A 21,958-nucleotide genomic window follows, 5' to 3' on the forward strand; every position below is an offset into this window, starting at 1 on the left:
ACGCTGCAAGCAGGAAGCATGTCGGGCAGTACCACATTTCGTATTTCAAAGGGAGTCGTCATGTCTTTACGTCACTTGTCCATGCCGCGTTTTCGCCGTTCTCTGCTGTTAACCTCTTTACTGCTTGCCGGGACGTTCAACGTTCAGGCAGCGGATGACATGCTTCGCAAAGCAGTCGGCAAAGGGGTGTATGAAATGGCCCTGAATTCACAGGAAAACGCGCTGTGGGTGGCCACCTCGCAGAGCCGTAAGACCGACAAAGGCGGGGTGGTTTATCGTCTCGATCCGCAAACACTGGATATCACCCTGGCGGTACACAGTGACCTGAAACCGTTTGGCGCGACCATCAACAATCAGGCGCAAACGCTGTGGTTTGGTAATACCACCAACGGCACTATTACGGCGATTGATGCCAAAACGGGTGACGTGAAAGGGCGCGTGGTGCTCGACTCACGTCAGCGCAGCAAAACCGTGAAGCCACTGCAACCCCGCGAGCTGGCCGTGGATGAAAAAACCAACAGTGTTTATATCACCGGCGTGGGCAAAGAAAGCGTGGTATGGGTGGTTGATGGGGCAACGCTCAAGTTAAAAACGACCATTAGCGGCACCGGGAATCGCAGCACGGCACTGGCGCTCGATAACGATGCTCAGCGCCTGTATACCGTCAGTGCAGAAGGCGAACTGGTCACCGTCGACACCGCCAAAAACAGCATTCTGACGCGTCAGAAACTGGTGGATGACGGCAAAGAGCACGCTTTCCTGAACATCGCGCTGGATAAAACCAACCACCGCGCTTATCTCACCGATTTCAGGCAGCCTGAAGTGCTGGTTGTGGATTATCGCAACGGCAAAGTGCTGGAAAAAATTGCCGCCCCGGAAGGGCTGGCGATCCTGTTTAACCCAACCCGTAATGAAGTTTACGTCACGCACCGCATGGCCGGGAAAGTGAGTGTGATCGACACCAAAACCAACAAAGTGGTGAAGACCTTTGACACGCCGCCGCGTCCAAACAGCCTGGCGCTGTCTGCCGATGGCAAAACGCTGTTTGTTAGCGTGAAGCAGGAGTCCACTCGCGAAAAAGAAGCAACGCAGCCGGATGATGTGATTCGGATTACGCTTTGATGATGGAATAAGAAAAGCCGCTCGATTGAGCGGCTTTTTGTTGTCAGGTGGCGCAAAACTTCTGCGGCCTGATCCCCTCTCCCCAACCCTCTCCCAAAGGGAGAGGGAGGAAATAACCGGGCAATCAGTGTGAAGTTTTCTCAACTAAAGCAGCATCCTGCTCGCCTTCGTGATGAACCGGCGCCGTGCTGTGGATCTCCTGCACGCGCTTGCGTACACCGAACCAGCCAGCAATCAGCAGCACCGCAATCAGCGGAATCGAGGCGATGGTGTAGGTGCCATTCGGGTAATCGAACGCCATCAGCACCAGCACGCTAAACAGGAACAGCAGTGTCAGCCAGGAGGTGACAGGTGCGCCCGGCAGCTTGAAGCTGACATCGGCACACTTGCCTTCTTTGATGAACTTACGCAGGCGCATCTGGCACACCACGATGAAGCCCCAGGAGGCGATAATGCCCAGCGAGGCCACGTTCAGTACAATCTCAAAGACCTGAGAAGGCACCAGATAGTTCAGGAATACACCCACCACATACACAGCCAATGTCGCAAGAATGCCTGCGTAAGGGACGTGCTGGCGGCTCATTTTAGACATGAACTTCGGCGCAGAACCGCCCATCGACATGGAGCGCAGAATACGTCCGGTGCTGTACAGGCCAGAGTTCAGGCTCGACAGCGCAGCCGTCAGCACCACGATGTTCATGATGCTGCCGACATACGGCACGCCAAGTTTAGAGAAGAAGGTCACGAACGGGCTTTGCCCTGCCTGGTAGGCATTCCACGGCAGCAGGAGAACCAACAGCACCACAGAGCCGACGTAGAACAGACCGATACGCCAGATAACACTGTTAATGGCTTTTGGCACCATGGTCTGCGGATCTTTACATTCCCCAGCGGCGGTACCCACCAGTTCGATAGAAGCGAAAGCAAAGACCACGCCCTGAACCAGCACCAGCGCAGGCAGCAGACCATGCGGGAAGAAGCCGCCGTTATCGGTTATCAAATGGAAGCCGGTCGCTCCACCATCCAGCGGTTTACCGGTTCCAAGGAACACCGTACCCACCACCAGGAAGATGACAATCGCCAGCACTTTCAGCAGCGCAAACCAGAACTCCATTTCAGCGAACCACTTCACGCCGATCATGTTCATGGTGCCGACAATCGCCAGCGCGCCAAGGGCAAACACCCACTGTGGCACATCGCCAAACGAACCCCAATAGTGCATATAAAGGGCAACGGCGGTGATATCGACAATCCCGGTCATCGCCCAGTTAACGAAATACATCCAGCCCGCCACAAACGCGGCTTTCTCGCCCAGGAACTCACGAGCGTAGGAGACGAAACTGCCGCTTGAAGGACGGTGTAACACCAGTTCGCCCAACGCACGAAGAATAAAGAAGGAAAAGATACCGCAGACCAGATAGACGATAGCGAGGGAAGGGCCAGCCATCTGCAAACGCGCGCCCGCGCCGAGGAACAGACCGGTGCCGATAGCCCCGCCGATGGCAATCATCTGAACGTGACGATTGCCCATCGCCTTGTTGTAACCCGCTTCATGCGAGTTCAGCCAGCGGCGCTTAGCTGCGTGATGCTCCGCCGCGCTGTTGTGTTTTGTGCTCATTGTAATAACCCGATTAACCTGTCATTACCCCAATCAGGGGCCCAAAAAAATGCCGCAGCGTTAACGATTGCGCGGCAGCACATTGTTCTGGCTTTCTCAGCATTCTGACGTAGAGATAAGGCAAAACATGGCGCAGCATCCTACCTGCAAATCATAAGCGACGCAAAACTTACAGGTGCGCAGAGTGACGAAGATCGCCCCTTTTCGAGTGGTCAGATCTGCTTCCTGAACCGTTACGGCAAAGTGAAATCGTTGGCTGTCTTTAAGATAAATTTCAGTGCGTTGCAAGAATTGTCCTGGCGAGTGGCAAAGAATCCGAACGTTCAGTCACGTTGGGTCGTGAGCGGCAAACCGTGAGGCGAATACATAACGACCCGGCAACTTAGCCGGTTAGGGTATTGCCACGCTTGTCGCAAAGACCGCGGCTTGATATCTAATTTTGTGCAGAGCAAATGTAAATAAATTGTTTCTCTCCGCCCGCAAGCGCTTCTAATAATGCAGACATGTTCCTGACAATGAGCCTGCGACATGTCTTATCGAATCAGTATTCTGGATAAAAGCCCTCTGGCAGACGGTGAAACAGCGTCTCAGGCCCTGGCGCGCACATTAACGTTGGCGCTACAGGCGGAGGCGTGGGGGTATCACCGTTTATGGATAGCCGAGCATCACAATACTCAGCAACTGGCGAGCCCGTCACCGGAAGTGGTGATTGGCTGGCTGTTGGGGCAAACCCGGCGTATTCGTATTGGGTCGGGTGGTGTGATGCTCCAGCATTACAGCCCTTACAAAGTGGCCGAAAATTTCAATCTGCTGGCTTCACTTGCGCCAGGTCGCGTTGATTTAGGCGTCGGTAAAGCACCGGGCGGTTTGCCGCTCTCCACTCGCGCTTTGCAGCAAGGCGTGAATGCGCAGGAGAAGGGCACTTTTGCCGATCAGCTCACGCAGCTGGACCACTGGCTGGCCCAAACGCGCACCGATAACCCGGACACCGTGTTGCCAACGCCAATCCCGCCTCAGCGCCCGGAAGGTTTCTTGCTGGGGGCGAGCCTCGATAGTGCCGAACTGGCCGCGCAACTGGACTGGAACTTTGTGTTCGCGGCGCACCTTAACGGTGATAAAAACCTGCTGCGCGAAGTGAGCCAACGCTGGCGTTCGCTTAGCCGTCGCGACGTGCTGGTTGCGGTGCAGGTGATTGTGGCTGAAGACGCTGCTCAGGCGGCAAAACTGGCTTCAGCCGTTGAAGTCTGGGGCGTGCGACTGGAAAACGGCCAGCGCGTTTCGGTTGCCAGTCAGCAACAGGCCGAAGCCTTTGCTCATCAGGCAGGTAGCCCGGCGGTGGAGATTGTACGCCGTGAATCCTCACTGATTGCCGGTACCGCGTTACAGGTTCGCGCTCAGCTTGATGCGCTGCATCAGTATTACGGGGTGAATGAATTTATCATCGACACGCCGGTGGCGGAAGGAAATCCCCGACTGGCATCACTGCGCTTGCTGGCACAAACGTTGAACCGTGCGGAGGTGCTGTCATGAGCTTCGATCACCAACTGATCCAGTGGCGGCGTGAACTGCACCAGTTTCCTGAGCTTTCCTTGCAGGAAGTCGCTACCACGGCGCGAATTCGCGACTGGCTGCAAACGGCAGGATTGTCATTATTACCCTACGCGCTGAAAACCGGCGTGGTGACGGAGGTTGGGCAAGGTGAAAAGCTGATTGCCCTGCGAGCCGATATCGACGCGCTGCCGATAGAAGAAACCGCCGAGGTGGCTTTTCGTTCGCAAAATGCCGGAGTGATGCACGCCTGCGGGCACGACATTCACACCAGCGTGATGCTGGGCGCCGCGCTGCTGCTCAAGCAAAGGGAAGCGGAGCTCAACGGACGGGTGCGTATTCTGTTCCAGCCTGCGGAAGAGAGCTTTGGCGGGGCGAAAACGCTGATCCGTGCCGGAGCGCTGGAAGGCGTGTCGGCTATCTTCGGCATGCATAACGAACCTGGGCTGCCAGTGGGCGCCTTTGCCACTCGCGGCGGCGCGTTCTACGCCAATGTGGATCGCTTCGTCGTGCGAGTGCACGGAAAGGGCGCCCACGCAGCCCGCCCTCATGAAGGAAAAGACGCGATTTTACTGGCGAGCCAGCTGGTGAGCGCATTGCAAAGTGTTGCCAGTCGCGATGTGAATACGCTGGATTCTGTGGTGTTGAGCGTTACCCGCATTCAGGGCGGCAATACCTGGAACGTGCTTCCGGAGCACGTCGAGTTGGAAGGCACGCTACGCACGCATCGCACTGAAGTGCAGCAGCAGGTAAAAGCGCGGGTCAGTGAACTGGCGGCGGGGTTTGCCAGCGCCTTTAACGCACAAATTGATGTTATCTGGTACGCCGGGCCGACCGCGTTGGTTAATACGCCGCACTGGGCCGATTTTGCAACGGACGTCGCCGCAGAAAATGGCTATCGCACAAGCCATGCCGATTTGCATATGGGCGGGGAAGATTTCGCGGTTTATTTGCAGCAGATCCCCGGCGCGTTTGTCAGCATCGGCAGCGCCAGTGAATTTGGCTTACACCATCCGGCCTTTAATCCGGATGAAGCGCTGATCGGCCCGGCGGCTCGTTATTTTGCGGCGCTGGCGGAAAAAGCCTTACACACCATTTGATCGCACACGAACAGATTATTACCGACAGGGTAAGGGGTAGTTATGTCTACAGAACGGCAATTGCGCCTGGGCACCATATTGCATGGTGCGTCCGGAAATATGTCAGCCTGGCGTCATCCTGCGGCGCTGGCCGATGCCAGTATTAATTTTGAATTCGTCAAACAGACCGCGTTAAAAGCTGAAGAAGGGAAACTCGATTTTATTTTTGTCGCTGATGGCTTATACATCAACGAAAAATCGATCCCGCATTTTTTAAACCGCTTCGAGCCACTGACAGTTTTATCCACGCTGGCAAGCGTCACCCACAATCTGGGGCTGGTCGGCACGTTGTCCACCTCCTACAGCGAACCGTTTATTACCGCTCGCCAGTTTGCCAGCCTTGATCATCTCAGCAATGGCCGCGCAGGCTGGAACGTGGTGACTTCGCCGCTTGAAGGCTCGGCAAAGAATTTCTCGCGGGCGCAACATCCCGATCATGCGCTGCGCTACAGGATCGCCGATGAATATTTGCAGGTGGTGAAAGGGCTGTGGGATTCCTGGGAAGAAGATGCGTTTGTACGTAATAAGGCCAGCGGGCAATTCTTTGATGTGAATAAATTACACACACTGGATCACCACGGGGATTTCTTCCAGGTCGCCGGGCCATTGAATATTGGCCGCACGCCGCAGGGTCGACCGATTATTTTCCAGGCCGGAGCCTCCGACGACGGGAAAAAATTAGCCGCCACCCATGCGGACGCTATTTTCACTCACCACGACTCCCTCGAAGAAGCTCAGGCTTTTTATCGTGATGTGAAAAGTCAGACGGAAATTCACGGTCGTCGGGCTGATGAGCTGCATATTTTCCAGGGCGTGAGCGTGATTGTGGGTGACGACGCCGAAGACGCGGAACAGCAATACCAGACCACTGCCGCGCTGGTCTCCTTTGAAGATGCACTGAACTACCTGGGTCGCTATTTCGAACACCACGATTTTAGCCAGTACCCACTGGATGAGCCTTTCCCTGAACTCGGCACATTGGGGCAAAACAGTTTCCGCAGCACCACCGATGAAATCAAACGCAATGCCCGCGAACGTGGCTTAACGCTGAGACAGGCTGCACTGGAAGCCGCAAGCCCACGCCCGCGATTTTCCGGCACGCCTGAACAGGTGGCTGACGGCCTGCAACACTGGTTCGAAAGCCACGCGGCAGACGGATTCATCATTCAGGGCGGCACGCCAGACACCTTCCCACGCTTTGTTGAACGCGTCGTTCCGGTCCTTCAACAGCGCGGTCTTTTCCGTCGCGATTACCCCGGCACGACTCTGCGTGAAAGCCTGGGGCTTCCGCTTCCCGTTAATCAGTTCACACAACAATAAGAGACTTCACCATGCAAAAAACCTCGCTGCTGCTGGCTATCGCGCTGGCTTTTTCCGGGCTGGCGCAAGCTGGCGACGTGACGATTAACGGCACAGGCGTTAGCGTCGAAGCCAATAAAACGCCGGTCAATACTGATAAAAATCCTTCTGCCATCGCGCAGTTGCCCAAAGATTTTCGCCCTGCGGTACCGGGAAAATTCACTGTAGCCGTGGCGGGGCTCAACCAGCCGCCGCTGACGGTGTTCTCTGACGACAACAAAACGCTACTCGGTAGCGAAGTGGATATCGCCCGACTGGTGGCTGACAGCCTCGGATTACAGCTCAACGTGGTGGTCACTTCGTGGGAGGACTGGCCGCTCGGTGTGGCTTCAGGGAAATATGATGCCGCGATCAGCAATATTACGGTGACCAAAGAGCGCAAAGAGAAGTTCGATTTCGCCACCTACCGTAAAGACTCACTGGGCTTTTATGTCAAAGCTGATAGCCCGATTAAAAAGTTAGAAACCGCAGAGGATATCGCCGGGCTGAAGATAATCGTCGGCTCCGGCACCAATCAGGAAGCGATCCTGCTCGCGTGGAATGCGGAGAACCTCAAAAAAGGCCTGAAGCCTTTCACGCCGGTCTACACCAAAGATGATGCGGCGCAGACGCTGGCGCTGCAATCAGGACGCGCCGATGCCTACTTTGGCCCCAATGTGATTGGCGCGTGGAAAGCCGCCCTGAACGGGAAAACGAAACTTGTCGGCAGCGTTGATGGAGGCTGGCCGAAAGCGGCGCACATTGCCGTGACGCTGAAAAAAGGCAGCGGGCTGGCTGAACCGGTGCAAACCGCGCTCAATGGCGTCATTAAAAATGGCGATTACGACAAAGTGCTGAATCGCTGGGGCGAAGGCGTGGAACGTATTCCGCAGTCCGAACTCAATCCTGCCGGGCTTGGCGATTAAGGGGGGTTAAATGAACGAACGTTTTCGTGATGTTTCCCCGGAAGACGCTGAGCTACAGCCGATTCTGAGCGGATTGTTTGCTGAATATGCCGCCCGATATGGCGACTATTTTTCCCGCGATGCGGAGGTTGAGCAGACGGAATGGTATTTGCCACCGCAGGGGCTGTTCATTGTTCTTGAGCGCGACGGAGTGATTATCGCCACGGGAGCTTACAAACCGTATGACGAGCAGACGGCGGAAATCAAACGCATCTGGACCGACAAAACCCTGCGTCAGCAGGGCCTCGCCGGGCGAGTGGTGGCGGAACTGGAACGGCGTGCGCTGCTCGCCGGGTACAGCAACATGTACCTCACCACCGGTTTTCGTCAGCCGGAAGCCGTTCGCCTGTATCTGAGCCAGGGCTATCAACCGCAGTTTGATTTAACGCGCGACCCGGAAGAGTACAGCCGCCCGCCGTTCGATGGTCGGCTGCGATTCAGCAAAACGCTGGCGGTTACTGCGCTGAGCAAAAGTGCCTGAGGAGTGACGATGAAAACGCAAGAAAGCATCAAGGTGGTTCCCGCACGTTACCCGCTGCGGATTGTTGGCGCGGGCGTCGCGTTGCTCATCCTGGCAATCGTGGTGCAGTCAGTTGCCTTTAACCCGCGCTGGGAATGGGGTGTGTTTGCCCGCTGGTTCTTTGACCCGGTTATCCTCGAAGGATTAGGGCAAACGCTGTTGTTAACCCTGTTAGGCACGGTGCTCAGCGTCATTTTTGGCGGCATTCTGGCGCTCTCACGGTTGTCTGCTTCCTGGCTGTTACGCAGCCTGGCGTGGGCTTACATCTGGCTGTTCCGCTCGCTGCCGCTGATTGTGGTGCTGATTGTGCTCTACAACTTCTCTTACCTGTACGACACGCTCTCAATCGGTATTCCGTTCACTGGCGTGGAATGGGCGAGCTACCAGACTATTAATGTGCTCGGGCAATTTTCCACCGCAGTGGTAGGGCTGACGCTGGTACAAAGCGCCTACACCGCAGAAATCATTCGCGGCGGTTTCCTCGGCGTTGATCACGGGCAGTATGAAGCCGCGGCAGCACTGGGATTACCCGCGTGGCGTCGCACATTACGTATCATTCTGCCGCAGGCATTGCGCACCATTTTGCCGTCCGGATTTAACGAAATCATCAGCCTGGCAAAGGGCACCGCGATGGTTTATGTGCTGGCAATGCCGGAACTGTTCTACACCATCCAGATGATTTACAACCGCGCTCAGGAAGTGATCCCGCTGTTGATGGTGGGCGCAGTCTGGTATCTGGTGATCACCAGTTTCCTCTCCGCTATTCAATACCTGGTTGAACGAGCGCTGGCTCGCAGTGAACGACGTTCTGCTATTAACAGCAATCGCACCCGCGCCTTCACGTCAACGGCAACCACAACCACCGCAACGCAGGAGCCCGTTCATGCACACCTCTCCTGAAGGCCATATTTCGATAACCGGCGTCAGCAAATATTTTGGTCGCCACAAGGCGTTGGATAACGTTTCTCTGGAAATTCCACCGGGTACCGTCACGGTGATTTTAGGCCCGTCCGGGTCCGGAAAATCGACGTTGCTGCGCGCGATTAACCACCTTGAACGCGTCGATGAAGGGTTCATCCAGATTGACGGTGATTACATAGGCTATCGCCGTCAGGGCGACCAGCTGTATGAACTGAAAGAGAAGGACATCCTGCGCCAGCGCGTCAACGTGGGATACGTGTTTCAGAACTTCAATTTGTTCCCGCACCTGACGGTGCTTGAGAACCTGATTGAGGCGCCTATTGCACACCGTCAGCTCAGCCGCAAACAGGCCATCGACCGCGCTTATCAGTTGCTGGATGTGGTGGGATTGCGTAACAAGGCCGATTCCTGGTCGCGTCACTTGTCTGGCGGCCAGCAACAGCGAATCGCCATCGCCCGTGCATTAGCGCTTAGTCCGCGAGTGATGCTGTTTGATGAGCCCACCTCGGCGTTAGATCCTGAGTTAGTCGGTGAAGTGCTGGATGTTATCAAAGCGCTGGCGCGTTCAGGCACCACGCTGGTTGTCGTCACGCATGAGATTGGTTTTGCACGCGAAGTGGCTGACCAGGTGGTGTTTATGGTGGATGGCAAAATTGTGGAGCAGGGCGACAGCGACGAAGTGCTCAATCACCCGCAGCATCCTCGCACACGCCAATTTTTATCGAAGGTATTGTCATGACGAAATGGACGTGGCTCAGCCTGCTACTGTGTGCCAGTACGCCCTTCGCGCAAGGGCGCATTGATTTGAAAGCCAACGAACAGCCGCTGCCGGTGACTCGCGATGAACAAGCGATTGCGAAGATCCCGGCTAATTATAAGTTTGTGGAGCCGGGCACGCTGACCGTCGCCATTTCTGCGCTTAATTCACCGCCACTGGCGCTGGTTGCCAGTGATAATCGCACACGCATTGGCAGCGATCCGGATATCGCCAGGCTACTGGCGGGCAGTTTGGGGCTAAAACTGAAACTGGTGCCGACGGCGTGGGAAGACTGGCCGCTGGGAATTACATCCGGGCGCTACGACGTGGCGTTGGTGAATATTGCGGTGACCGAGCAGCGCAAACAGAAATTCGATTTTGCGACCTACCGCGTGGATTCGCTGGCCTTCTCCGTGAAGGCCGACAGTCCTGTTCAGGCAATAAACGGCCCCGCAGATTTGTCCGGCAAAAAAGTGATTGTCGGTTCTGGCACCAATCAGGAACGCATCCTGCTTGGCTGGAATGAAGAAAATACACAGGCCGGACGTGAACCAGCGTTACCGGTGTATCTGACTGATGATGCTTCCGGCAATCTGTATATTCAGTCCGGCAGGGCCGATGTGTTCTTCGGCCCGCAATCTGTTTCAGCCTATAAAGCGGCGCTGAGTGGCAAAACCAAAGTGGTTGGCCTTGGCCCGAAAAAAGCGTTTGTCGCCACCACCACCAAAAAAGGCAACGAACTGGTGTACGCACTACAGGCGGCGCTGAACGGAGCTATTCAACGGGGAGAAGTGCAAAAAGTTCTCGCCCGCTGGGGAGAAGAAGGTGAAGGTGTGGCGGAGTCTGAAGTGAATCCGCCGGGAATTACTTACTGAAAAGTTCGCTGTGGTTGACTGCCACAGCAAACCTTTACTCTTCCGAATAGAGAAGCCGATAGCCGTCTTCAACCGCAACAACCCGGGCAAAACCTTCCACACCAAGATGCATACCGGCAACAATCACGGATTCCTGCACCGCCTGCGTCAGAATGTGCTGACGGGTGGCTTCTGCCTGGGCCGGATCGCAATCAAAAACAATCGACACCGTCGGCTGTATGGACTGAATATGCGGGAAGTGCACGATATCGCCCCAGATCAGCAGACTTTTTCCCTCAGCATCAATGCGGAACCCAGTGTGCCCAGGAGTGTGGCCTGGCAGCCAGACAGGACGGATCCCTTCAATGAGTAAGCCGTCTTCGAGATAGTGCAGGTTTGATTCATAGGCACTGAGTACGCGACGAGCCAGAAGGAAATTACGCTGCGCACGCTCGCTTGCCTGCTGATACTTTTCGTCATCTTGCCAGTATTGTGCCTCAAGAGGGTGCAGATAGAGCTGAGCCCGCGGGAAAACACGCCTGTCTTCCGCATCCAGCAGGCCACCGACATGATCGGGATGTGCATGAGTCAGCAGCACAACATCGATCTCTTCTGGGCTAACGCCTGCGGCGCAAAGGCTTGGCTGCAACTCACCGCCGATAGCGTTTCTGCCCCCGGCTCCGGCATCGACGAGGATTTTTTTGCCTTTGTACTCAATAAGATAAGCGTTGATGTGAATATTGCCGGGTTCGTTGATCCCTGCGCGTTGCTGAATCTTCCCGGCTTCGTGGGGATCGATACCCATCAGTAACTCAAGACTGGCGCTCATGTTGCCGTCGTCCAGAACCGTGACCTTAAAATCACCGATATGGCGTGATGCTGCTTGTTTCATGAAAACCTCTTTCTGAACAGGGGGGCTCTAGGGTTTTGCGTGGCTATTTATCATGTTACACATCTGTTGCAGCCAACGAAATGGGCGACCCCTTGTGGCCAAAACTTGAGGGCTTTATGCCGCCACACTCCAACTTTATGGTCCATACTTTTGTTTTTGCGATGAATCGGAGTGACGCTATGTTGACGGTCTATGGCGTACCGGGATGGGGATCGGCTATCAGCGAAGTGATGCTGACCATGGCGGAGATGCCTTACCATTTTGTCGATGTCGAAGGGTTTGATAGCCCGGGTCCGCAGCGCGATGTGCTGATGCAAATCAACCCGCTATGTCAGGTGCCGACGCTGCGGCTTGACGATAGCACAGTCATGACGGAAAGTGCGGCGGTCGCGCTGATGATCCTCGATAAGCAGCCTAAACTGGCGCCCGCAGTGGGCACACCGCAGCGGCTTTTGTTTCAGCGCCTGCTGATTTGGCTGGTGGCTAATGTTTATCCCACGTTTACCTACGCGGATTACCCGGAGCGTTTCGTGCCAGATGCGCCAGAACAGCTTCAAAATGCGTGCATTGCATACCGGAAAACCTTGTATCAATGGCTGGATCAGCAGTTGGTCGGGCCGTATGCATTAGGTGACACTGTCACGCTATTGGATGCGTATATCGTCGTGATGCGAACCTGGGGGCCAAGAGCAGCGTGGTTTGCTGAAAACACGCCGCGCCTTAGCGCCATTGCAGATAACGTTGCGCAGCTTCCAGCGTTGCAAAAAGTGTTGCTGGAAAACAACGTGATAACTGCACAAAACGCTAATTAGCCTCGGCAGAAGATGGTAGCTTTAGGGCACACAATAAGGAGACTGCTATGCCACACGTAGATATCAAATGTTTTCCGCGCGACCTCAACGACGAACAAAAAGACGCCCTGGCGGCTGACATCGCCGCAGCCATCACGCGCCATTTAGGCAGCAAAGATGGGGCGATCAGCGTCGCACTGAATCAGGTGCAACAGGATGAGTGGAAGACTCAGGTCTGGGATACCGAAATCGCACCCAATCTGGACACGCTACTCAAGAAACCCGGCTACAGCATGTAACGCCGGAGCCCGCTTATCGCGTAACACCGTTAGTTTAAGACCGAGATATCCGGGGCGACCACCGGGTTTGGCGTCCCTCCGGGAACCAAATCCCGGTGTTTCCCCTAATTCATTGGCTTAAGTGAATGGCGTTAGCTTATCGCGGGCTTTTTTCTGCCGGATATTGTGCAACATCCTCTACCAACCAATCATGGAAAATCTTCACTTCTGGCCTTTGCCGCGCATGAGGTGAAGTGACGATAAAATACGACCAGCTGAGCGGCCAGGCTTGCTCTGCAAACAGGTGGCGTAACTGCCCCGTGGCAATCAATTGCGCCACCAAAGCGCGGCGAACCACGGCGATACCTCGTCCTGTCAACGCCGCCAGGATCACCGCCGACGTTGAGTTGATGTGTAAGCCGCTGAGGTTATCGGTACACGCGCCAAGGGTGGTGAGGATTCTCTTCCAGCCCGGAAAATTTGCCCCGGGGTGCGGAGTGTCATCGGTTATCAACTTTTGCTGGCACAGCCAGTCCGCCGTTGGCGTGATATTTTCGGCCAGCAGTCGCGGGCTGCACACCAGCACCGCTTCTTCATCCATCAGCCAGGTTTTGCTTAACCCGGGCCAGTCACCCGGGCCACAGCGAATGCCGATATCAGCTGCTTCGTGTTCCACGTCCATCAGCTTTTCAGTCACATCCAATCGAAGATCGATGCTCTCGTGCTGTTCGGCAAAGCGGCTCAGGCGCTCCATCAGCCAGTTCATGACCAGCACCTGTGAAGCGGTGAGCACTATCGCCGCTCGTGCCTGACGACCGCGCAGTTTGTTCAGCCCAGCTTCAAGGCTATCCAGGCCAAGCGTGATGTCCTGGAGTGCTTCCTGTGCGCTGCTGACCAGCATCATGCGTGATTTTCCTGAACGCGTACGTTCAAACAAAGGATGCCCGACCCATTCTTCCAGTGCCCGAACCAGTTGCCCGACCGCCGCAGGCGTGACGCCCAGTTCCTCTGCCGCACCGGTAAAACTCCCGTGGCGAGCTGTCGCTTCAAACGCGTGCAGCCATTTTAGTCTGTTTAGTGAGCGCATGATCTTCTCCGGATTAGCCCGGCTAAGTGTACTTCAGACGAGATAGTTTTTCTTTGTTGTTGACGGATTTCTTATGCGTCGTGATAGCGAGGATTGGCTGGCAGAATGCCTCACATCGAAAGGCGAAACGCCCGTTAATCACTCTGAGGTTATGATGAATACTTTCTTTGCAGGCAAAAAACTTTTAGTTGTCGGTGGCACCAGCGGTATGGGTCTGGAAACCGCTCGTCTGATCCTGAAAAAGGGCGGCAGCGTCGTTCTGGTGGGCAACCGTGCAGACAAAGCAGAGCAGGCGCGTCAGGCGCTGGCAGCGGAAGGCCATGTGGAGACCATTGTCGCTGACCTGATGAGTGAAGACGGCATGCGTAAAGTGATGGAAACCGTGAACCGTGATCACAAAGATATCAGTCTGTTAGTCAACGCTGCCGGGGTCTTCTTCCCTAAACCGTTTACCGGGCACGAGATGGAGGATTACGACATGTACATGAGCATCAACCGCGCCAGCTTCTTCATCACTCGCGATGTGGTACGCAACATGGTTGCCAACGGCATTCAGGGCTCAATCGTCAATATTGGCTCAATGTGGGCGCAGCAGGCGATTGGCGCTACGCCATCCTCGGCTTACTCGATGGCGAAAGCGGGCCTGCACGCGCTGACCAAAAATCTGGCCATTGAGCTGGGTGAAAAAGGCATTCGCGTGAATGCGGTGTCTCCGGCCGTGGTTCACACGCCGATTTATGAAGGTTTTATCCCGAAAGAAGACGTGAAAGGGGTGATGAGCAGCTTTGACAGTTTCCATCCGATTGGTCGCGTGGGAACGCCAGTGGATGTTGCCGAAGCCGTTGCCTTCTTGTTGTCCGACAAAGCAGGTTGGGTCACAGGTGCTATCTGGGATGTTGACGGCGGCGTGATGGCTGGCCGGAACGCTTAAACGTGAGAATGACCCGCAGCCCGGTGCTGCGGGCTCTGTTTTATCCCCGCACGCCAGCATTCCGCTGCAGCGTTTCTACCGCTTTGGCTGCCTCGTAGCCCAGTTCACGAAGATCCACCCCGGGAAGACGATCGTCTTCAACCAGCAAACGTCCCTGACAAAACAGCGCTTTTAACGTGGCTCTGCCGCCGCAGGCCACCGGGCCGATGGCGATATCGTGCAAGCCGAAATAACGCGGGTCGTTAAGCTGATACAGGGCGATATCTGCCGCCATACCCACGCGAATTTCACCCGTGTTCAGACCAAGTACAGCCGCGCCGCCGGATGTGCCCCAGCGGATCACATCCTCAATAGTCGCCGCATCGCCACCGCCTTCAAAAGTGCCGCCTTCATAGGCGGGACGAGCCAGCATGCCTTTGCGCGCGCGCTGGAGTTGCCAGGCAGCATGTGTTTCGCTTTGCATATCGGCCGCTTCGTTAGAGGCTGCGCCGTCCACGCCAATGGACACTTTTACCCCCGCACGCTCCAGAGCGACCAGATCCGCAATGCCACTGCCCAAGCGGGCATTGCTTTGCGGACAATGGGCGATGCCGCTTCCCGCTGAGCCGAGCAGAGCTATCTCTTCCGGTAGCAGCTTCACCAGATGAGCAAACCAGACGTCTTCGCCAATCCAGTCGTGCTCGGCGCAAAACTGCAGGGGCGTCATGCCGAATTTTGCCCTGGCAGCATCCAGGTAATCTACGGTTTCAGACAGGTGACTGTGCAGGCGAATGCCCAATGTTCGCGCCAGACGCGCGCTCTCCCGCAACTCCTGTGGCGTGGTGGAATGCAGCGTTGTCGTTGGGGCCATGACAATCCGCCGCAAGGCGTCGGTTTGCGGCTGGTGATAACGACCGACCAGCCTTTCGACATCCTGCATCCAGTCGTCAAACCGTTCCGGGCGCAGGGCGGTGGGCAACGCGCTTTCCAGCCCGCGAGTCTGCGTGGCACCGCCGCGGCATAAAACAAAACGCACACCGAGCTTTTCCGCTTCATCGAAAAGAATTTCCGCGCCGTCAAACGGCATACCGGGCCAGTAAAGATAGTGGTGATCCGCAATGGTTGTGCAGCCAGAACGCACCAGTTCAACCAGCCCAATACGAGCGGCAATGCGGAAAGTATGCTCATCAAAAGCACCGCGAAACCGATAAGGCGTGGACGCCAGCCAGGCGCTGAGGCTTTGATTCAGGCCCTGCGGCTCGCCTTTCAATAATGACTGGAACAGATGGTGATGGGTGTTGACCCAGCCAGGATAAGCCACACAGTCGCGAGCATCGATGATTCGCTCATCACCGTTCGCGTCAAGCTGGCCAAGTTCGTGGATAAAGCCGTCACGAATACGGATATCGGTGGCGCTGCTGCGCGGCGACTCCCGGTTGCCCGTCATGATGGCGGCACAGTTTTTGATGACTAGATTATTCATCGCTCACCTCAGGCCAGTTCGCTGTCGTGCCAACCGCGCAGGCACAGACGGGTTAATAAAGACATCACCGCCCACAGCACCAGCCCGGTGCAGGTGATAAGAAACAGGGCGGCAAACATCAGCGGCAAATTGAGCTGAAAACCGGCCTGCAGAATTTGCCATGCCAGCCCCGCACCGGTGCCACCGGTTCCGGCGACAAATTCCGCTACCACGGCACCGATCAGCGCCAGCCCGCAGGAGATGCGTAAGCCACTGAAAAAATAAGGCAGCGCATTGGGCACACGCAGGCGTAGCAAAACCTGCCAGCGGCTGGCCTGGTTGATGGCAAAAAGATTGAGTAACCCAGGGCTGACACTGCGCAGTCCCAAAGTGGTGTTGGTGAGCACCGGGAACACGGCAACCAGCATGGCGCAGACCACCAGCGCCAGCGTGGTGTTGTGGATCCAGATGATCACCAGCGGGGCAATCGCCACCACGGGCGTGACCTGGAATAAAATGGCCCACGGCATCAGACACGACTCAATGACCCGGCTCTGTACGCACAGAAACGCAATCAGCGTGCCGATAACCACCGCCAGTAAGAAAGCCAGCAGCGTCACTTTCAGGGTCGTCATCAGGCTGGAGAACAACGCCGCATGCTGGCTGTAAAGGGTGAGGGCGATGTCGCTCGGTTTCGGCGCCAGATAGACAGGCACCGCAAACTGGCGAAAGCACACTTCCCACGCCAGCATCAAGCCGACGGCCACCAACAGCGGCCACAAGGCGCGCTGTACCTGAGGATAATGCAAGAGGGGTTTAGTCATGAGTGCCTCCGCTGGCCTGTTCCAGCAAGGTTGAAAGCTCCGCCACCTGACGAATAAACGCCGGAGAGGTGCGAAAAGCCGTATCGCGCACTTTCGGCCCTTCAATTTCAATATCGGCAATGACGCGCCCGGGCCGCGCCCCCATCACGATGACGCGCGAAGAAAGCCACACCGCCTCATAGATGCTGTGGGTGACAAACAACACCGTCAGATTGCGGCGCGCCCAGAGGGAGCGAATATCGCTATCGAGTTTGTGGCGAGTAAATTCATCCAGTGCGCCGAAAGGTTCATCCATTAGCAGCAGATCCGGCTCGATCACTAACGCGCGCGCCAGCGCCGCTCGCATCTGCATCCCGCCTGAAAGCTCACGCGGACGAGCATGCAAAAAATTTTCCAGCCCGACGGCGAGCAGCGCCTGCATCACCTGCGGCGTACTCTCTTTTTTACTGCGGCCAGCGAGGCTTAGCGGCAGACGAACATTGTCTTCAATGGTCGCCCATGGCATCAGCGTCGCTTCCTGAAACACCATCGCCATTTTGCACTGTTGCGCCAGCGTGGCTTCACCGTTCCAGCGCAGCATCCCGGCACTGGGCTGTTCTAATCCGGCGAACATCTTCAGCAGGGTACTTTTCCCGCAGCCGGAGGGGCCGAGCAGCGAGACAAGCTCGCCGCGGGCGATGTTCAGGTTGAGTCGCTCCAGCGCGACGGTGCCGTTAGGCCAGACTTTTTCGACTCCGCGCGCCATCAGAAAACGCGGTTCGCTGGTTTCCGGCACCAGGCCGGGCGGGTCGAAGGAAAGAACGTGACTCATACAGCCTCCTTACATCGCGGCCTGAGGATAAAACTGAGTGGTAAACGCCGCTTTGTAATCGGTCTGTTTATCCAGAAGCCCCGCTTTCACCATAAAGTCACGCGTAGCCTGCCAGCGTTTATCCGTCATCACCCCGAGGCCTTTTTGCGCCGCGTCTCCGCCATCAATCAGGTGCAGCGCCTTCATCTGCGCCACGCCAAAAGCCAGCACCGCGTCGGTCATCTGCGGGTTCTCTTTCTTAATCAGCGCGTTGCCGAGCGTTGGATCGTTCAGATAGGCCTGCCAGCCTGCCATTGAGGCTTCAACAAAACGTTTCATTACGTCCGGTTTTTCTGCCAGTAAGTTGGTTCGGGTGACCAGAATGCCGCCGTAGGCCGGGTAGCCGTGCTCGGCAAACAACCAGAACTTGCTGTCTGGCTGGGCGGCTTTGGCCTGCTGAACTTCAGAGGTGGCGTAGGCTTGCTGGGCAGTATTTTTGTCCGCGAGGAAAGGCTGCATATTGAAGGTGTACGGGCGAACCTGACTGTCTTCGAGACGATACTGACTCTTCAGCCACGGCCACCAACTGGCCTGCCCGCTGGCGGAAACCAGCACGGTTTTGCCTTTCAGGTCGTCAAGGGAGTTCACGTTGGCGTGAGTGAGAATGCCCTGAGGGTCGAACTGAAAGGGCGCGGCAATCGCTTTCAGCGGGAAGTGCTGTTCAACGCCTTTCAGCACCTGCAAATCGTAGCTGACAATCACGTCGGCGCGATTGGCCAGCAGCAGGGTCATGTTATTGAGCTGCGGGCCGCCGGAGCGCACTTCGACGTCCAGACCGTATTTTTTGTAGATCCCCGCGGCAACCGCCTGGTAGTAACCTCCTTGTTCAGCCTGCGCAACCCAGGTGGTTTGTAGTACCAGCTTATCAGCAGCGTAAGACAGGGCGCTGGCGCTCATCAGCGCAGCGGCTACCAGCAAACGAACGGACGACATTGACATAAATTGACCCCCAAATCGAAACGTTGAACACGGTCTGTCATCAGGGGAAAGCGGTACTCACGACGCAAAGCGCCGCCCCCTGACGAGGTACAGCCGTAGCTGCAGAGCAATGTCCCGCGTGCCTTGAGGGCCACGCTGACCGCTTATACTCTGAGCGAGATGTTGCAAAGGGCGTGCCAGCTGCCCTGGCTGGCGCTGAAAGCTTTGATTTTGCTTGCTTAATTCTGACAGTGGTTTGAAATCTTCGTTTCAGCGCCTGTTTTGTTGCACGCAAGTGAAGCAAAAGTTACTAAAACGCACCAGGAATGGGCACCAGGGGCAGGGGAAAAACTGTAAAGCGCTGAAATAACGCATTTTACTAAGCTGGCATACCTTTTGCTGGAGTCAACGCGAGTAGAAGCTGTCAGCCGGAAAGTCAGTCGGTGGGTCATTGCTCAGTCGTCTGTTGCAGACGAGGCTGAGACCTGCCCGATCGCGAGCGATTCTGGCAGGTCATCCGTTATCGCCGTTAACGAGGTGAACCTTATGAACAGCAGTACCGCATTTGCTCTGCACGAACTCGCCAAAGAATCCCAAATGGGCGCCCGGGGGGAAGAAACCGCCCGTGAAGTCCGCATCATTGACCTCACCGATTTTGAACACCGTCAGGCTGAGATTGCCGATGAACTCTGGCAGGCCGCCACGGAAATCGGTTTCTTTCAGGTGTCCGGTCACGGCATTGCGCTCGAAGATATCAATGCGGCCTTTGCCCGCGCGGAGCAGTTTTTTGCCCTGCCGCAGGAAGTCAAAGGTCGCTATCCCCTGAGCCGGAATGCCGGATGGGAGTATCGCGCCCAAATTCGGCCCTCTACCGGCAAACCCGACCAGAAAGAGTCTTACCAGGTGACGCGTCCGCGCATGGCTGGCCTGTGGCCAGATGAGGAGACGCTGGCCGGCTTTCAGGCTGAAGTGCTGGCGTTTGAGCGCCAGTGCTGGGAAGTGGGGATGAAACTGCTCTCCTGTTTTGCCCTGAAGCTGGGCTTCCCGCAGGCGTTTTTTACCGAGGCGCACGATCCGTCACGCGAAACCTACCAAAGCACGCTGCGAATGCTGCATTACTTTGCTATCACCGGCGAGGCAGACGGCCCGTGGCGAGCAGGCGCGCACACGGATTTCGATTGTCTGACGCTGCTGTTTCAACAGGCTGGGCAAGGGGGATTACAAGTGTGCCCAGGCAAAGACATGGACACGCAAGCCTGGACGTCGATTGCCCCGCTGGAAGGGCTTATCACCTGTAACATTGGCGATATGCTGATGCGCTGGAGCGACGATAAACTGCCGTCGAATTTCCACCGCGTGCGCAGCCCGTTGCCGGGTGAAAGTGTGGAGGCGCGATACAGCCTGGCGTTCTTCTGCCAGGCCAACGAAGATGTGGTGATTGAAGGGCCGGAGAAAAAGTATCCGCCGATTACCGCAAAAGCGTATCTGGCGCAGCGCATCAGCGCTAATTTCTCCGGTAAATACTGATTATTCCGCTGCTTTAATCATCCGGCCGCTGGTGACAAACGTGCCAGCGCCGAGATGATGCAGCGTATTGCGGCGATCGCCGTTAAACTGCCAGCGTCCTTCTACAAAGGCCTGCTCATCGGCCGCGGCAGCCACAACTTCGCCGAACAGCGTGTCGTATTTTTCTTGTGCAGCGGTGGCGGGCAGCAGACGGCATTCCATCCACGCCAGACATTTTTCTTCAATCACCGGCAACCCCAACACCGGGCCTCGCACGACAGGAATGCCGTAGCAGTTGAATTTATCTTCATCACGCCCCGTCACGCTGCCCACCGCGTAGGTCCAGTTCGCAGCGTCTACCCCCGGAATGACAATCCCAAAACGACCGCTGCGCTCAATGAGCTCACGCGACCAGGCGCTTTTATCCACCACAATCGCAATTCTCGGCGGCTCGAACTCGACCGGCATCGACCAGGCGGCGGCCATCACGTTGCGTCTGTCGAGGGTTTCGTCGTAGCTGGTGATGAGAATGGTCGGGCCGTGATTGAGCAAACGGCTGGCATGTTTTAATTCAACGGGGCGAAATCGGCTCATAGCAATTCTCCTGACGGTTTGCTGCATTAAATCGTGTCCGCTGTGCGGAAAATAGTCCTCGCGCACAAACGGAAAAAATCACCGCACAAAAACGCCTTTGCGGCGAAAAAAATACGTTATAAACACACTATATCTGAAGCAAGGAGGCCGCATGAGCCCATTTTTAACTGCCTATTTCGCTCGTCTTAACTGGACGGAAAACGCCGACGTTTCTCTTGAAACCCTGCGTGCGCTGCACCTGCAACACAACTGTACGATTCCGTTTGAGAATCTGGACGTGTTGCTGCCACGAGAAATTCAGCTCGACGATCAGTCGCTGGAAGATAAGCTGCTCTTCGCCCGCCGTGGTGGTTATTGCTTCGAGCAAAATGGGCTGTTCGAGCGAGCACTCCGCGAGATTGGCTTTAACGTTCGCAGCGTGCTTGGGCGTGTTGTGCTGGCAAACCCTCCGCAAATGCCACCGCGTACGCACCGTTTGCTGCTTGTGGAACTGAAAGGCGAACGCTGGATAGCCGACGTGGGCTTCGGCGGGCAAACGCTGACGGCACCGATTCGTCTGCAGGCGGATAGCGAGCAAAGCACGCCGCACGGTGTCTATCGACTGCTGAATGAAGGCAATGACTGGACGCTGCAGTTCCGTCATCACGATCGCTGGCAGTCGATGTATGTTTTCGATCTGGTGCCGCAATTCACCGCCGATCATGTGATGGGCAATTTCTGGTCGGCCCACTGGCCGCAGTCGCATTTTCGTCACCATTTGCTGATGTGCCGTCATCTGCCGGACGGCGGAAAACTGACGCTCACCAACTTCCATTTCACCCATCAGCAGGACGGCCATGTGGTGGAGAACATTCATCTGCCAGACGTGGAGAGCCTGTATCTGTTGCTGCAGGACAAGTTTGGGCAGGGCGTGGATGACCCGAAAAACGGTTTCACGTTAGCGGATTTAGCGGCAGTGATGGCGGCGTTTGATACGCATCCTGAGGCTGGGAAGTAACGCTGTTTCCCCTCTCCCTAACCCTCTCCCAAAGGGAGAGGGAATAGACGGTTTTCTCCCTCTCCAT

General features: G+C 56.1%; 20 protein-coding genes and 1 pseudogene. 13 read left to right on the forward strand and 8 right to left on the reverse strand.

Going from position 1 to position 21,958, the window contains the following annotated elements:
• The first annotated feature begins 60 nt into the window (after positions 1–60).
• On the forward strand, positions 61–1,122 hold the full coding sequence (locus ACI2I2_RS01065) for a YncE family protein (protein WP_404656195.1): 1,062 nt from the start codon (positions 61–63) through the stop codon (positions 1,120–1,122).
• Positions 1,123–1,246: 124 nt separating this feature from the next.
• Here ACI2I2_RS01065 and ansP read toward each other — a convergent pair whose 3' ends face one another.
• Positions 1,247–2,740 carry an L-asparagine permease gene (ansP, locus tag ACI2I2_RS01070; RefSeq protein WP_404656196.1) on the reverse strand — a complete coding sequence of 498 codons (1,494 nt, stop codon included), beginning with the start codon at positions 2,738–2,740 and terminating at the stop codon, positions 1,247–1,249.
• 528 nt (positions 2,741–3,268) lie between these two features.
• Here ansP and ACI2I2_RS01075 point away from each other — a divergent pair.
• From ACI2I2_RS01075 to ACI2I2_RS01105, 7 genes and pseudogenes are all read left to right on the forward strand, one after another.
• On the forward strand, positions 3,269–4,270 hold the full coding sequence (locus ACI2I2_RS01075; protein ID WP_404656197.1) for an MsnO8 family LLM class oxidoreductase: 1,002 nt from the start codon (positions 3,269–3,271) through the stop codon (positions 4,268–4,270).
• Positions 4,267–5,388 carry an amidohydrolase gene (locus ACI2I2_RS01080; RefSeq protein ID WP_404656198.1) on the forward strand — a complete coding sequence of 374 codons (1,122 nt, stop codon included), beginning with the start codon at positions 4,267–4,269 and terminating at the stop codon, positions 5,386–5,388. Before ACI2I2_RS01075 ends, ACI2I2_RS01080 begins: the two co-directional genes overlap by 4 nt.
• 42 nt (positions 5,389–5,430) lie before the next feature.
• Positions 5,431–7,691: pseudogene (locus tag ACI2I2_RS01085) on the forward strand (NtaA/DmoA family FMN-dependent monooxygenase).
• A gap of 10 nt (positions 7,692–7,701) precedes the next feature.
• Positions 7,702–8,211, forward strand: coding sequence for a GNAT family N-acetyltransferase (locus ACI2I2_RS01090; protein WP_404656199.1), 510 nt, complete (start codon positions 7,702–7,704; stop codon positions 8,209–8,211).
• A gap of 9 nt (positions 8,212–8,220) precedes the next feature.
• Positions 8,221–9,150 (forward strand): amino acid ABC transporter permease, encoded by a 930-nt coding sequence (locus ACI2I2_RS01095; protein ID WP_404656200.1) that lies wholly within the window; start codon positions 8,221–8,223, stop codon positions 9,148–9,150.
• Complete coding sequence (locus ACI2I2_RS01100) at positions 9,134–9,910, forward strand: amino acid ABC transporter ATP-binding protein (protein ID WP_404656201.1); 777 nt, start codon at positions 9,134–9,136, stop codon at positions 9,908–9,910. The genes ACI2I2_RS01095 and ACI2I2_RS01100 overlap by 17 nt, the downstream gene beginning before the upstream one ends.
• Positions 9,907–10,803 (forward strand): ABC transporter substrate-binding protein, encoded by an 897-nt coding sequence (locus ACI2I2_RS01105; protein ID WP_404656202.1) that lies wholly within the window; start codon positions 9,907–9,909, stop codon positions 10,801–10,803. The genes ACI2I2_RS01100 and ACI2I2_RS01105 overlap by 4 nt, the downstream gene beginning before the upstream one ends.
• 34 nt (positions 10,804–10,837) lie before the next feature.
• Here ACI2I2_RS01105 and ACI2I2_RS01110 read toward each other — a convergent pair whose 3' ends face one another.
• Positions 10,838–11,674 (reverse strand): MBL fold metallo-hydrolase, encoded by an 837-nt coding sequence (locus ACI2I2_RS01110; RefSeq protein WP_404656203.1) that lies wholly within the window; start codon positions 11,672–11,674, stop codon positions 10,838–10,840.
• Positions 11,675–11,853: 179 nt separating this feature from the next.
• Here ACI2I2_RS01110 and ACI2I2_RS01115 point away from each other — a divergent pair, with 179 nt between their 5' ends.
• On the forward strand, positions 11,854–12,486 hold the full coding sequence (locus ACI2I2_RS01115; RefSeq protein ID WP_404656204.1) for a glutathione S-transferase family protein: 633 nt from the start codon (positions 11,854–11,856) through the stop codon (positions 12,484–12,486).
• A 47-nt stretch (positions 12,487–12,533) separates the two neighbouring features.
• Positions 12,534–12,764, forward strand: coding sequence for a tautomerase PptA (gene pptA / locus ACI2I2_RS01120; RefSeq protein ID WP_404656205.1), 231 nt, complete (start codon positions 12,534–12,536; stop codon positions 12,762–12,764).
• Positions 12,765–12,900: 136 nt separating this feature from the next.
• Here the strand turns inward: pptA and ACI2I2_RS01125 are convergent, their stop codons facing one another.
• Positions 12,901–13,830 carry a LysR substrate-binding domain-containing protein gene (locus tag ACI2I2_RS01125; RefSeq protein ID WP_404656206.1) on the reverse strand — a complete coding sequence of 310 codons (930 nt, stop codon included), beginning with the start codon at positions 13,828–13,830 and terminating at the stop codon, positions 12,901–12,903.
• A 154-nt stretch (positions 13,831–13,984) separates the two neighbouring features.
• Between ACI2I2_RS01125 and ACI2I2_RS01130 the strand changes: the two genes are divergently transcribed.
• Positions 13,985–14,761, forward strand: coding sequence for an SDR family NAD(P)-dependent oxidoreductase (locus ACI2I2_RS01130; RefSeq protein WP_404656474.1), 777 nt, complete (start codon positions 13,985–13,987; stop codon positions 14,759–14,761).
• Positions 14,762–14,801: 40 nt separating this feature from the next.
• Here the strand turns inward: ACI2I2_RS01130 and ACI2I2_RS01135 are convergent, their stop codons facing one another.
• From ACI2I2_RS01135 to ACI2I2_RS01150, 4 genes are read right to left on the reverse strand one after another with little or no spacing between them, the layout of a single operon-like run.
• Positions 14,802–16,223 (reverse strand): amidohydrolase family protein, encoded by a 1,422-nt coding sequence (locus ACI2I2_RS01135; RefSeq protein WP_404656207.1) that lies wholly within the window; start codon positions 16,221–16,223, stop codon positions 14,802–14,804.
• An 8-nt stretch (positions 16,224–16,231) separates the two neighbouring features.
• Positions 16,232–17,026 carry an ABC transporter permease gene (locus ACI2I2_RS01140; protein ID WP_404656208.1) on the reverse strand — a complete coding sequence of 265 codons (795 nt, stop codon included), beginning with the start codon at positions 17,024–17,026 and terminating at the stop codon, positions 16,232–16,234.
• Positions 17,019–17,837 carry an ABC transporter ATP-binding protein gene (locus tag ACI2I2_RS01145; RefSeq protein WP_404656209.1) on the reverse strand — a complete coding sequence of 273 codons (819 nt, stop codon included), beginning with the start codon at positions 17,835–17,837 and terminating at the stop codon, positions 17,019–17,021. The genes ACI2I2_RS01140 and ACI2I2_RS01145 overlap by 8 nt, the downstream gene beginning before the upstream one ends.
• Positions 17,838–17,846: 9 nt before the next feature.
• Positions 17,847–18,815, reverse strand: coding sequence for an ABC transporter substrate-binding protein (locus ACI2I2_RS01150; protein ID WP_404656210.1), 969 nt, complete (start codon positions 18,813–18,815; stop codon positions 17,847–17,849).
• Positions 18,816–19,331: 516 nt separating this feature from the next.
• Between ACI2I2_RS01150 and ACI2I2_RS01155 the strand changes: the two genes are divergently transcribed.
• Positions 19,332–20,321: an isopenicillin N synthase family dioxygenase gene (locus tag ACI2I2_RS01155; protein WP_404656475.1), complete on the forward strand. Its 990-nt coding sequence runs from the start codon at positions 19,332–19,334 to the stop codon at positions 20,319–20,321.
• Here ACI2I2_RS01155 and ACI2I2_RS01160 read toward each other — a convergent pair whose 3' ends face one another.
• Complete coding sequence (locus ACI2I2_RS01160; protein ID WP_404656211.1) at positions 20,322–20,894, reverse strand: flavin reductase family protein; 573 nt, start codon at positions 20,892–20,894, stop codon at positions 20,322–20,324.
• Positions 20,895–21,045: 151 nt separating this feature from the next.
• On the opposite strand from ACI2I2_RS01160, the gene nhoA reads away from it, so the two are divergent.
• Complete coding sequence (gene nhoA / locus ACI2I2_RS01165; RefSeq protein ID WP_404656212.1) at positions 21,046–21,891, forward strand: N-hydroxyarylamine O-acetyltransferase; 846 nt, start codon at positions 21,046–21,048, stop codon at positions 21,889–21,891.
• Positions 21,892–21,958 lie beyond the last annotated feature (67 nt).

This window comes from Scandinavium sp. NPDC088450, from assembly GCF_044900545.1.
Lineage (GTDB): Bacteria > Pseudomonadota > Gammaproteobacteria > Enterobacterales > Enterobacteriaceae > Scandinavium.